We start from the raw sequence: 12,191 nt of genomic DNA on the forward strand, positions 1-12,191 counted from the left end.
GGCTGGCAACGTGGCTGACGTCATCCGAGTGCCCAGTGCGAAGATCGCATTGTCCACCGCTTCGGTATATCCAGAACGCACCCCCGACGCGTTCGAGCTGGCCGCGCGCCTGGGTTACGACGGGGTCGAGATCATGGTCGGCGCCGATCCCGTGAGCCAGGACATCGACGTGATCGAGCGGCTCTCGGAGCATTACGAACTCCCCGTGCTGGCCATTCACGCCCCCTGCCTGCTCGTCACGCAGCGCGTCTGGGGCCGCGATCCCTGGGCCAAGCTGGTCAAGGCCCAGAAGGCGGCCGAACGATTGGGCGCCTCGACGGTCGTGGTGCATCCACCGTTCCGCTGGCAGCGCGAATACGCGCGCGACTTCGAGGCCGGGCTGGCCCGCATGCGTGAGGAGACCGGGGTCACGTTCGCGGTGGAGAACATGTTCCCGCTCAAGGCCAGGGGCAACGACGTGGTCCCCTACTCGCCCGACTGGAACCCGACCGACTACGACTTCCCGCACGTCACGCTCGACCTGTCGCACACGGCCGTCTCGGGCACCGACGCCATGGAGATGGCCACCAAGCTCGGCGACCGTCTCGCGCATCTGCACCTGGCCGACGGCCTCGGCGTGACGAACAAGGACGAGCACCTCGTACCCGGCAGGGGCAACCAGCCGTGCGCGCCCATGCTGGAACGGCTGGCCAAGTCCGGCTACGGCGGCCTGGTCGTGCTGGAGATCAACACCCGCAAGGCGGCCAGCCGTACGGAGCGGATCGACGATCTGGCCGAGGCCCTCGCCTTCGCCCGCCTCTACCTGGCGGCCGCCCGATGAGCGTCGGACCGATGAGGAAACTGGGCAAGGTGTTCGACAGCGTCGCGGACGCCTACGACGCGGCCCGGCCGACGTACCCGGACGAGATGTACCACGCGCTGTCGGAGGTGTCCGGTGTCGAGTTCGCCGGCGCGACGGCGGTCGACGTGGGCGCCGGCACCGGCATCCTGACGCGCGCGCTGCGGGCCCGCGGCTCACGGGTGATCGCGGTGGACGCGGGCGCGGCGATGCTGGCCCGCCTGCACTCGAAGGTCGAGGACGGCGGCACGGTCGCGGTGCTGGCCGACGGCAACGCGCTGCCGCTGACGGACGGGGTGGCCGATCTGGTCACGTACGCCCAGTCCTGGCACTGGCTCGACCCGGTGATCTCGATCGCCGAGGCCAGGCGGGTGCTGCGGCCCGAGGGGGCCATCGTGGGCTGCTGGAACTTCGCCCACGCCGCCCAGGCCGACTGGCTGGCCGCCTACGAGGTACGGCTGGCGGAGGCGTGCCCGACCTACTGGGGCCAGGCGCTGGAGGAGTGGTCGGTGCCGCCCATCGCCGCCGCCCTGGACGTGGTCGAGGAGCGCTGGATCGCCTGGACCAGGCTGATCGGCATCGAGGACTTCCTGCTGGATCTCCGCTCGCATTCCTACATGGCGGCGCTGTCCCCGGAGGCCGCCGACGAGCTCGTCGCACGCCAGCGGACGGAGCTGCGCAAGGTCTTCCCCGAGGGCGTCATGCACGTGCCGATGCGTGTCTACCTGGTGGTTGGCAGGTGAGCACCGAGCCTACAAAGCGCCGACCGGGTCGGCGGCCGGGGGCGGCGGATACGCGGGGGGAGATTCTCGCCGCGGCCCGGCGGGTCTTCGCCGAGAAGGGGTTCGACAAGGCGACCGTGCGCGGCATCGCCAGGGAGGCCAAGGTCGATCCCGCCCTGGTGCACCACTATTTCGACACCAAGGAAGGCATGTTCGCGGCGGCGATGCGGCTGCCGGTCAGTCCCGAACAGGTCGTGCCGCTGCTGCTCGACGGCCCGCGCGAGGAGATCGGGGAGCGGCTCGTCCGGCTGCTCCTGACGGTGACGGCTCAGCCTGAGACGCGTGAGCCGATGATCGCGCTGATCCGGTCGGCGATGACGAACCAGCAGGCCGAGATGATGTTCCGGGAATTCATCACCAACGCCCTGCTCTTCCGCGTCGCCGACCGGCTCGAGGTGCCGCCCTTGCGGATCGAGGCCGCCTTCGGGCAGATCTTCGGCGTCGTCATGGGCCGTTACGTGCTCAAGCTGGAGCCGCTGGCGAGCGCCGATCCCGAGGAACTGGTCGAACTGCTGGCCCCGACGATACAGCGCTACTTGACGGGGTAGAGCATTGTTCTGGGCGCGCCACCGGTCATAAGGTTACTAGTCAGTAGGATTCCGGAAGTGCCTGGCCGGTGACGTAACCGTACGCTGGCAGCCAACATCGTCAGTGGGAGGTCCCGTGCTCTGGGTGGCCATCATCGGGCTCGTCATGACCGTCCTGGCGGTCGCCGTGGCGGGCCGCAGGACACTGTTCCTGTACAAACTCGCCACAGTGGGTCCGCCCGCGCCCGAACGGATCGAGTACGCGAAGACGCACGCGGCCGATGAGCTGAAGACTCAGCTGGTGGAGGTGTTCGGGCAGAAGAAGCTGCTCAAGTGGACGCCGTCCGGCGTCGCGCACTTCTTCGTGATGTGGGCGTTCTTCATCTTGCTGACCGTCTACATCGAGGCGTACGGCGCCATCATCCAGGGCGCGATCACCGGTGAGCCCGACTTCCACATCCCGCTCATCGGCACCTGGGCGGTGCTCGGGTTCCTGCAGGACTTCATCGCGGTGGCCTGCCTGCTCGGCCTGATCACCTTCGCCGCCATCCGGATCAAGAACTCTCCCAAGACGCTCGGCCGCAAATCCCGCTTCTCCGGCTCCCACCTCGGGGGCGCCTGGCTCGTCCTGTTCATGATCTTCAACATCATCTGGACGCTGTTCCTGGCCCGTGGCGCGGCGGCGGCAAATGGCAACTTCCCCTACTCCTCGGGCGCCTTCGCGTCGCTGGCCCTGGGCAAGATCCTGCCGGCCAGCTCCGTGCTGGAGGAGATCGCGCTGCTGCTGCACATCGGCTTCATGCTGGTGTTCCTGGTCATCGTGGTGCACAGCAAGCACCTGCACATCTTCACGGCGCCGCTGAACGTGCTGTTCTCCCGCCGCCCCGACGGCCTGGGCGGCGCGCCCGAGCTGCGCGTCGACGGCAAGCCCGTGGACTTCGAGGACGAGGACTTGGATCCGGAGCGGCTCGGCCGGGGCAAGATCGGCGACACCACCTGGAAGGGCTTCCTCGACTTCTACAGCTGCACCGAGTGCGGTCGCTGCCAGTCGCAGTGCCCCGCGTGGAACACCGACAAGCCGCTGTCGCCGAAGATGCTCATCCTCGACCAGCGCGACCACGCCTTCAAGGTGGCCCCCTACCTGATGGCCGCCTCCACCGAGCACGCCGACACCGACGTACTGGCGCTGCTGAACAAGCCGCTGGTCGGCGAGGAGGGCGTGATTCACCCTGACGTCCTGTGGTCCTGTACGAACTGTGGCGCCTGCGTCGAGCAGTGCCCGGTCGACATCGAGCACATCGACCACATCCTCGACATGCGCCGCTACCAGGTGATGGTGGAGTCGTCGTTCCCGTCTGAGGCGGGGGTGATGGTCAAGAACCTGGAGAACAAGGGCAACCCCTGGGGCATGTCCGAGATGAAGCGGGCCGACTGGATCTCCGAATTGGACTTCGAGGTCGAGCTTGTCGAGGACAAGATGCCCGAGGACGCCGAATACCTGTTCTGGGTCGGCTGCGCGGGCGCCCTCGAAGACCGGGCCAAGAAGACCACCAAGGCCGTCGCGGAGCTGCTGCACATCGCGGGCGTGAAGTTCGCCGTGCTCGGCCCGATGGAGGCGTGCACCGGCGACCCGGCCCGCCGCCTGGGCATGGAATACCTGTTCAACATGCTCGCCCAGCAGAACATCGAGACGCTCAACGAGGCGGGCGTCAAGAAGATCGTCGCCACCTGCCCCCACTGCTTCAACACCCTGGCCAACGAATATCCGCAGCTCGGCGGCACCTACGAGGTCGTACACCACACGCAACTGCTGGCCAAGCTGGTCGACGAGGGCCTGCTCACCCCGATCACGCCGATCGAGGAGAAGATCACCTACCACGACCCGTGCTTCCTCGGCCGTCACAACAAGGTCTACTCCCAGCCCCGCGACATCATGTCGAAGGTGCCCGGTGTTCAGACCCAGGAGATGCACCGGCACAAGGACCGCGGTTTCTGCTGCGGCGCCGGCGGTGCCCGGATGTGGATGGAAGAGCGCATCGGCAAGCGCATCAACACCGAGCGGGTCGACGAGGCGCTGACCACGAATCCTGACACCGTCTCCACCGCCTGCCCGTTCTGCATGGTGATGCTCGGCGACGCCATCAACGAGAAGAAGAACACCGGCGAGGCGAAGGAGTCCCTCGAGGTCGTGGACGTGGCCCAGCTCCTGATCAAATCGGTTAAAAGCGGCTCCTGACGGGGGAATGTCGGACTCCTCTACAGCGCTTGTAGAGGAGTTCCGCACGTCAGGGGGCCCAAGTGGCGGAAAACTGCCATCCACATAACGGGAAAATCACGGTAACCTCAACGACGCATGGCTTCATTCGACGGGGAGGGGGCTCGTGATGCGCGTCGTCGTCACAGACGCGGAAGTCACGCTCGCCGACGTACTCTCCCTGCGACTCGCGATCGAGGAGCCGCTGAGGGAAGGCACAGAGCTCGTGCTCAGGCACCGTACGACGGGGGTCGAGCGGGACGTGTTGCTCGGTACGCCGGGGGCCAGGACGCGGGAGGCCAGCCTGGCGGTGTCGCTGGCGCCGCTGATGCTCAGTCCCGGCCGCTGGGACGCCTATCTGCGCCGCGACGGCAAACGTTCGCGGCTGCGCAGTATCGATCCGGGCTTCTCGCTCGACCACCTCGACGCCTACGCCCTGTGCAAGCGGACTCTCGCCTATCGCTCCTATCGCACCCGTAACGGGTTCCTGGCGCTGAAGATCGCCGACGCCGAGCCGGCGGCGGAGGTGCGCTCGATCTGGTTCAGGGAGGGCCGGTTCGAGGTGATGGGCCTGCTCGCCTACACCGGCCTGGAGAACGACGACTCGCGCCACGAGGCCAGGCTGGCGCTCCAGCGCGAGCAGCCCGCCGGTACGACCATCCGCACGGCGGCCACCGTGCAGGGGGTGCGCTTCCACGCCGCGTTCTCCCTGGTCGACGTCGTCGAGGCCGATCCGGAGTCCTCGGGCGTCTGGGAGCCGTCGCTGGAGGTCGAAGGGGTGCCGACGCCCATGGCCCTGGGTGCCCGGCTCGATGACATCGACGGCAAGCGCCGCCGGCTGCACTACCCGTCCGCCAAGGTCGACGGGGTGGCCGTCCGACCCGCCTACACCGCCGAGGACGAGTTGCGGATCGAGGTGGGCCGGTGAAGGTCAGCATCGTCGTCTCGTCCGCGTACTCCATGCGCGGCGAGGTGCGCTCCACCCTCAACCTCGCCACCGCCCTTGCCGACCGCCAGCACGATGTCGAGGTGATCAGCCTCAGGCGGCACAAGGACAAGCCGTTCTTCCCCGTCAGCCCGAAGGTGGCTCTGCGCCCCGTGGTCGACGTCCGGCCCGGCGTCAGGCACCTGCTGCCAAGGGGGCAGGTACGCACCGAGGTGGCGCTCTGGCGGGTGCTGCGCGGCCTCAAGACCGATGTCCTCATCACCACCAGGCCGGGGTTGAGCGTCCAGGCGGCCAGACACGCGCCACGGGAGACGCTCAAGCTCGCCCGGGAGTGGACGAACCCGGCGATACCCGGACCCGTCAAACGCTTCTATCCGCGTCTCGACGCGGTCGTCACGGCCACGGAGAGCGCGCAGGAGGAATGGGGCAGCCTGCTGGGCGAGGGGACGCCCGTACACGCCGTGCCGGACGCCCTGCCCGACGGCCCGTGGCCGCGCTCGCGGATGGACAATCGCATCGTCGCGGCGGGCGGCAGCTGGGAGCCCGTCAAGGCGTACGACAGGCTGATCCGGGCGTTCGCCACCATCGCCGACAAGCGGCCGGACTGGCAGCTGCGACTGTACGGCGGCGGCCCCGAGGAGCGGCGGCTGCGCGCTCTCGTCCGCGAGCTCGACCTGCACAACCACGTCTACTTCATGGGCGTCACGCCGGACCTGGCGGGCGAGTTCGCCAAGGCGTCGATCGTGGCCAACACCTCGAGCACCGCCGATCTCGGCATGACCGTGCTGGAGGCCATGGGCTGCGGGGTGCCGGTGGTGGCCTTCGACGGCGCCAGAGGGCCGAACGAGTTCGTGGCCACCGGCTACAACGGGGTGCTGGTGCCGGCGGCCGACGGCGGGCTGGAGATGTTCGCGGCCGCGCTGCTCGCGCTGATCGACGACGAGCGCCGGCGCCGCTCGCTCGCGGCGGGCGCGCTGGAGACGGCCATCCGGCACGAGGCGACCGGAGTGGGCGAACAGTGGGAGAAACTGATCAGTGACCTCCGCTGAGTGATTCCGCTTCCGGGTACCTTAGGAGCATGCATGGGTACAGCGGAGACAAGCAGGCATATCTGACGCGGCTCAGGCGCATCGAAGGGCAGATCAGGGGCCTGCAGCGGATGGTCGACGATGATGCCTACTGCATCGATGTGCTGACCCAGGTGTCCGCGGCGACGCGGGCGTTGCAGGCGGTGGCTCTCGGGCTGCTTGAGGAGCACATCTCGCACTGCGTGGCCGACGCCATCAACACCGGCGGGCCCGAGGCGGAGGCGAAGGTCAAAGAGGCGTCAGCGGCGATCGCGCGTCTCGTCCGTTCGTAGGAGATGGCGGGCTCAACTGACTAGTCATGTTGTGCCGTGGTTAACCATCCCCAAAAACGACCGTCCCGGACCCCACGGGATCCGGGACTAGGTCATTAGTGATGGTCTTCAGCGGCTCGCCGAAGTCCGCAATCCGAGCGCGTCGTCGAGCTCGTCCAAGGTCAGCCGCCGCTCGCTGATAGCGACGGCGGTGAGCACCTCGGCGTAGAGCGCAATCTCGTCCAACGCGACACGGTCGTGGACCCGAGAGTCCAGGTCGTCGTGCCCCACCGCGTCGTCCTTCCTTCCGCAGCCCACACCCTCTACGAGGTTACGGCGGGGGCCCTTCCGGCGACATGGCCCATCGGAGTCATTCCTTTCAACGCCACCTGAGCCCCACGGGGATCATTTCCCCAATCCGAGATCACAATTCAGCTAATGGTGCGTTGCCTCAAGTCTTAGAACGATATAGGCGGGGTTAGGGTGAAATATCGGTATTAGTGGTTTAGAAGGGGAAGTCATCGCGTTCGGGGATCAAGCGGTGGACGAGCGCCGCCGCTCCCGCGAACCCGCGCTCCGGCACCCGTGCTCCCGTGACCCGGCCCCACGCCAGCCCGACGGCGTACGCGGCCCCCAGCACGGCCGCCGCGGCCGCCCGATCGGGCGGCTCGACACCGGAGCCTGACGCCCGCAGCCCCTCCCGCACGGGCCGCTCCGCCTCAGACGCCCGCGGCACACCGAAGCCCGGCGACCCCTGCGCGCCCTGTGTGCCCGTTCCAGGGAGTGCGTGGGCCCCTGTCTCGGGCATGGCGTGCGCGCCCGTTCCTGGCATGGCGTGCGCGCCCGTTCCTGGCAGGGCGTGGGCTCCCGTCTGGGGTACGGCGTGCGCGCCTGTTCCGGGGAGAGCGTGAGCTCCCGTTTCGGGTATGGCGTGCGCGCCCGTCCTCGGTACGGCCGCGTAGGCGCCCGTCTCCGGCGGCCCGGCGCGCCATGGATAGGGCAACGGCGCCTGCGTGGGGAAGCCCTCGGGCTGGGTGGTCTCCGCCGCCGACGTGTTCGTCAGCCCCGCCCGGGCGAGCTCCTCGTACGCCCGCCGCAACCGGTGGTCCAGGAACCCGGGAAGCAGCCCCCGCGAGTCGGAGAGGTCCGCCAGGAAGGCCGCCGCCGCCCGGGACGGCTCGGTGGTGAAGTCCAGCGCCTCCAGCAGGTCGTAGACCATGTGGCGGAAGTGCGTCTCGGGGTCGGTCTCCACCAGCGCCGCCCGGCCCAGCCGCTCCGGCAGCCGGTCGAGCCAAGCCTGCCGTACCGTGTGGTCGTCGCGCAGGGCCGCGCGGTCGTCGAGGTGCGGCTGCCGGAGCGTGGGCTCCACCATCGTGAGCAGCGCCAGCGCGCGCGGCCTGAAGCGGGGGTCGGACAGCAGGATCTGGGCCGTGTCGGCAATCGTGGCGGCCAGCCGGAGCGCGGCGCGGGAGTGCCCGGCGCGCAGCCGCTCGGAGACGAGCGTGACGAGGTCGAGCAGCGGCGGCGCGGGCAGCCAGCGCACCCACTCGTCGCCGGGCAGCGGCCGCCGCAGGTATTCGCCGAAGGCCGTGATGAGCCGCTCGTTGCCGTCGAAGGCGGGCGCGTACGCGCACCACATGATCGTTCCCCAGATCGCGGCGACCGTGCTCGGCACGTCTCTGGCGAAGATCGCGTCGAAGGCGCTCAACGGATAGTCGCGCTCCGACCGGCGTTCCTCGGCCCGCAGCAGCTGCCGGATCTGATCGGTGAGCTCGGCGGGCACGTCGGGGCCGACGAACGCCTGCGTGGAGCCCGGCTCGGCGGCGAAGTCCGGCCCTCGGGGGATCACCCGGACGGGCAGCACCGCGGCGGGGTGCCGGGCGTCGCGCGTACGAGCGTCCCTGGGCGGCGGCGACAGGTGCCAGCGGCCGTCGGCTGGGTCGTGCAGATACCAGCGCGCGTGCGCCCCGAACAGCCACCGGTCCCCTTCGGGCGTCACCAGGGCTCTGGCCGCTATCACCTGGGCGCGATCGGGCACGGGGAGGCCCGGCCAGCGCGGGTCGGCGACCATCGCGCGGACCGTCGCCTCGACGGCGGTGAACGCATTCCAGGACCGCACGGCGGCCATCGTACTGGTCCGATCTGAATCAACAACGGGCTTTACCCGGCAGAATGTCCGCTATGAGGGCAACGCTAGTAGGGGTTCTGTCGGTCGTGGGTGTGCTCGCCGGGTGCGGTACGGCCACCTCGGTGCAGCCGTCCCCCACCGGCCCCGGCGTCCTGACCCTGAAGGAGGCCTTACCCCCCAAGCCCGGCGGAGAGGTGGGCTCGGCGTCGGACGAGTTCGACACCGCCAAGAATCTGGCGGTGTGGAGCAAGCTGAGCGACACCGAAAAGGACCTCGATCGGATCGCCAAACTCGATGTCAGTACGACCACCAAGGGCTCGCTGTACTTGGAGCCCAAGGTTTCCGCCTGGTTCGACGGCTTCCGGGGCCCGTTCGTCTACCAGGAGCTCGCCGGGGACATCGTCATGCACGCGCGGCTCAAGGTCGAGGGCAAGAAGGGCGCCACGCCCACGCGGAAGTTCTCGCTCGGCGGCCTGATGGCCAGGGTGCCCAATTCGTACGGGAGCGCGAACTGGCTGTCGTTGACCACCGGCACGGCCGACACGAGCGGCCAGCTGGAGATGACGTACACCAGGAACGGCAGTTCCGCGCCGAAGGAGGCCAAGGTCAAGACCGGCTGGGTGGAGCTCGTCCTGGCCAGGGTCGGGACCGCCGCGGTGGCCCTGTACAAGGAGGACGGCGGCGCCTGGAAGGTCGGCCAGCGCTGGCCGGCCCAGCTGCCCGAGGTGCTGCAGTGGGGCATGACCGCCTACACCGACTGGAACAGCTACAACACCCTCAAGAAGGACCCCGCCAAGGGCAACGCCCAGCAGGTCAAGGGCACGCCCGACGTCAAGATGACCGTCGACTTCGTCCGGTTCCTCCGGCCTGAGCTGCCCGACTACGCGGACGCGCTCAACACCGCCTCGGTGCCGGACGACGTCCTGATCAAAGTGCTGACGCCGTCCGGTGCCTGAGCGCCTTGGCCTGGTAGTTGTCCGGCGTGCGGGCGAAACTCGCCCGGTCGTCGTCGGTGAGCTCGCGCACGATCTTCCCCGGCACCCCGGCGACCAGCACCCCGGCCGGGATCTTCTTGCCCGGACCGATCAGGGCGCCGGCCGCGACCAAGGTGCCCGCGCCGACGCGGGCGCCGCCGAGCACGATCGCGCCGATGCCGATCAGCGCGCCGGCCTCGACATGGGCGCCGTGCACCATGGCCTTGTGGCCGAGACTGACCCGGTGCTCCAGGACCGCCGGCTCGCCTGGGTCAGAATGGAGGCAACACAGATCCTGTACGTTGCACTCCTCGCCGATCTCTATCCGCTCGTCGTCACCCCGGAGAACGGAGCCGTACCAGATGCTGGACGCCCGGCCCACCCGAACCCTGCCCACCACGACGGCGCCCGGCGCGATGTACGCCTCGGGATGAATGTCCGGGACTGCTCCGTTGTCCAATGCTGCGATGTACACCCGTCACATCGTAATTCCCGCCCCAGGTCTGGTGTTCCGGTTGCGGACGTGGGCAGATGGCAGGAAAGTCGATTCCTGACGTCTCGCCGCCAGACCCTTACAAGCCGCCGGTTTCCCCCGCCTCACGCAAACCCTTAGGTAACCCCCATGACAAACCAGCACGAGAGCATTCCCGATCTGATGCAAGAGGACACCTTCGAAGTCGTGATGCGCGGCTACAACCGCCGTCAGGTGCACGACTACATGATCCGTACCCGTAACCAAGTCCGAGATCTGGAAGAGCGGCTGGCGCGGGCGATCGACCAGGCCGAACAGGGCCGTGTCGAGCTGGCGGAGGCCAGACGGCGCATGGTGGAGGCGCCGCAGAGCTACGAGGACCTCAGCCCCAGGCTGGCGCAGATCCTCCGGCTGGGCGAGGAGGAGGCCGCCGCCAAGAAGGAGGACGCGGAGGCCGAGGCCATCAGCGTGCGTGACGCCGCCAAGTCGGAGGCCGACCGGCTGGTCTCCTCGGCACGTGAGACGTCGGACAACATGCTCACCTCCGCCCAGTCGGAGGCGGAGCGGCGCGTGGGCGAGGCGACGGCGGCCGCCGAGCGCATGCTGGCCCAGGCGGGCGCCGACGCCGAGGAGAAGCTGACCAGCGCCCGTACCGAAGCCGAGGACACCCTGCGCGAGGCGCGGGCCGAGGCCGACAGCGTGCTCACGGCCGCCAAGCAGGAGGCCGAGCAGCTCGTCGCGTCCGCGACCGCGGAGGCCGAGCGGACGCTCGCGAACGCTCGCGCCGAGGCCGAGTCGACGCTGGCGTCGGCGCAGCAGCGGGCCGATTCGCTCGACGAGCACGCGGGGCGTCGCGTCGAATACCTGAGCAACACGCACACGGAGGTCGTACGGAGGCTGACCGAGATCAGCTCCGTGCTCGGCGACCTCATGCAGACCGAGGGCAAGGCGGGCCCGCTCATCATCGAGCCGCCCACCGCGCCCGAGCCCGCCGCTCTGGAGGCCGCTTCGCAGGAGGATCAGGAGACCCAGCAGGTCGACCAGGTTGCCCAGGTTCAGGAGTTCCAGGAGGTCCACGAGCCGGAGCACGTTCCGACGCCGCAGGATGAGGTGCGGGTCATCGTCGAGGACAACCCGGCCGAGCGGACGGCGGAGGTCGAGCGGCCCGTCTCCGACGACACGGACGTCGACATCATCGGCCGCCTCTCGGACGTCCGCCGGTAGCCGTCGGCTGGCGCTGATGCGGTGACCACGGTCCGTCACACGACCGTCTCGATCGGGTGTGACGGCCCGTGTTGGCCGGGGTCCCTTGGGAGGGATGCCCCTCCAGGGGCGGAAGACAGTGGCTGGGGTCCCCACGGGGGAGCGGTAGAACGGATGCCCGGCGAACTCGAAGGGCCCCGCCCGATGTGGCGGGGCCCTTTTCACGTCCCACGGGCGGAAGCCCCCGCCCCCGATCGGGTCGGAGGCTTCCGCGATCGTGGCCCCTATGGGGGCCCGGTGCCGGGGCCGCCGAGTCGCTGGACCCGGCACCGGGCTGCTCGCGAGCGTCCGCGGCGCACCGCCGGAGCGGTCCGTCGCGACGCTGTCACGGAGGCGCGGGACCGGCTCGCGGCTCGTGCTCGTCGGCCCTGCTCTCCTGGTCCCGGAGTTGCTCGCGCAGGCTCTCCGGGTCGTCGGCGTCGATGGTCATCGCACACCCGGCCTCGCGCTGCGCGGCGCTGAGCGGGTGATGTCGCGTGGCCCACCAACGGCCGGCGTCGCTCCGCCAGATGGTCCACAGCGCGAACTCCCGGGCGATGTCGGCTAGATGCCGATCAAAGGACATCTGATCATCCCTCCGGGACCCGCGCAGGTTCCATCTCCTTGAAGCCTGCGTCACATCTCTAGAGAAGGCAATGATCGCAAGGGACAGGTCAACCTATCGCTTG

12 protein-coding genes are annotated in these 12,191 nt (G+C 69.1%); 9 read left to right on the plus strand and 3 right to left on the minus strand.

What is annotated here, in order from left to right:
• Positions 1-10 precede the first annotated feature (10 nt).
• From AB0C30_RS02725 to AB0C30_RS02755, 7 genes are all read left to right on the plus strand, one after another.
• Positions 11-820 (plus strand): sugar phosphate isomerase/epimerase, encoded by an 810-nt coding sequence (locus AB0C30_RS02725; protein WP_357938832.1) that lies wholly within the window; start codon positions 11-13, stop codon positions 818-820.
• Between the two features lie 11 nt (positions 821-831).
• Entirely contained in the window at positions 832-1,581 is a 750-nt protein-coding gene (locus AB0C30_RS02730) for a class I SAM-dependent methyltransferase (protein ID WP_357938834.1), read from the plus strand.
• The gene (locus tag AB0C30_RS02735; RefSeq protein WP_357938836.1) at positions 1,578-2,168 is read left to right on the plus strand and encodes a TetR family transcriptional regulator; all 591 of its coding nucleotides are present in this window, start codon (positions 1,578-1,580) and stop codon (positions 2,166-2,168) included. The genes AB0C30_RS02730 and AB0C30_RS02735 overlap by 4 nt, the downstream gene beginning before the upstream one ends.
• A gap of 115 nt (positions 2,169-2,283) precedes the next feature.
• The gene (locus tag AB0C30_RS02740; RefSeq protein ID WP_357938838.1) at positions 2,284-4,383 is read left to right on the plus strand and encodes a (Fe-S)-binding protein; all 2,100 of its coding nucleotides are present in this window, start codon (positions 2,284-2,286) and stop codon (positions 4,381-4,383) included.
• A gap of 148 nt (positions 4,384-4,531) precedes the next feature.
• Positions 4,532-5,329 carry a hypothetical protein gene (locus AB0C30_RS02745; protein ID WP_357938840.1) on the plus strand — a complete coding sequence of 266 codons (798 nt, stop codon included), beginning with the start codon at positions 4,532-4,534 and terminating at the stop codon, positions 5,327-5,329.
• Positions 5,326-6,396 (plus strand): glycosyltransferase, encoded by a 1,071-nt coding sequence (locus AB0C30_RS02750; RefSeq protein WP_357938842.1) that lies wholly within the window; start codon positions 5,326-5,328, stop codon positions 6,394-6,396. The genes AB0C30_RS02745 and AB0C30_RS02750 overlap by 4 nt, the downstream gene beginning before the upstream one ends.
• Positions 6,397-6,425: 29 nt before the next feature.
• The gene (locus tag AB0C30_RS02755; RefSeq protein ID WP_080044376.1) at positions 6,426-6,707 is read left to right on the plus strand and encodes a metal-sensitive transcriptional regulator; all 282 of its coding nucleotides are present in this window, start codon (positions 6,426-6,428) and stop codon (positions 6,705-6,707) included.
• A gap of 484 nt (positions 6,708-7,191) precedes the next feature.
• Here the strand turns inward: AB0C30_RS02755 and AB0C30_RS02760 are convergent, their stop codons facing one another.
• Positions 7,192-8,805, minus strand: a complete 1,614-nt coding sequence (locus AB0C30_RS02760) for a hypothetical protein (protein WP_357938844.1) — start codon at positions 8,803-8,805, stop codon at positions 7,192-7,194.
• Between the two features lie 62 nt (positions 8,806-8,867).
• On the opposite strand from AB0C30_RS02760, the gene AB0C30_RS02765 reads away from it, so the two are divergent.
• Positions 8,868-9,770, plus strand: a complete 903-nt coding sequence (locus tag AB0C30_RS02765) for a hypothetical protein (protein ID WP_357938846.1) — start codon at positions 8,868-8,870, stop codon at positions 9,768-9,770.
• Here the strand turns inward: AB0C30_RS02765 and AB0C30_RS02770 are convergent.
• The gene (locus AB0C30_RS02770; RefSeq protein WP_357938848.1) at positions 9,742-10,263 is read right to left on the minus strand and encodes a gamma carbonic anhydrase family protein; all 522 of its coding nucleotides are present in this window, start codon (positions 10,261-10,263) and stop codon (positions 9,742-9,744) included. The genes AB0C30_RS02765 and AB0C30_RS02770 overlap by 29 nt on opposite strands.
• 147 nt (positions 10,264-10,410) lie before the next feature.
• On the opposite strand from AB0C30_RS02770, the gene AB0C30_RS02775 reads away from it, so the two are divergent.
• A complete protein-coding gene (locus AB0C30_RS02775; RefSeq protein ID WP_357938850.1) occupies positions 10,411-11,484 on the plus strand; it encodes an ATP synthase F0 subunit B in 1,074 nt (357 codons plus the stop codon).
• 364 nt (positions 11,485-11,848) lie between these two features.
• Here the strand turns inward: AB0C30_RS02775 and AB0C30_RS02780 are convergent, their stop codons facing one another.
• Positions 11,849-12,088, minus strand: a complete 240-nt coding sequence (locus AB0C30_RS02780) for a hypothetical protein (protein ID WP_357938852.1) — start codon at positions 12,086-12,088, stop codon at positions 11,849-11,851.
• Positions 12,089-12,191: the final 103 nt, after the last annotated feature.

This window comes from Nonomuraea sp. NPDC048901 (assembly GCF_040649695.1).
Taxonomy (GTDB): domain Bacteria; phylum Actinomycetota; class Actinomycetes; order Streptosporangiales; family Streptosporangiaceae; genus Nonomuraea.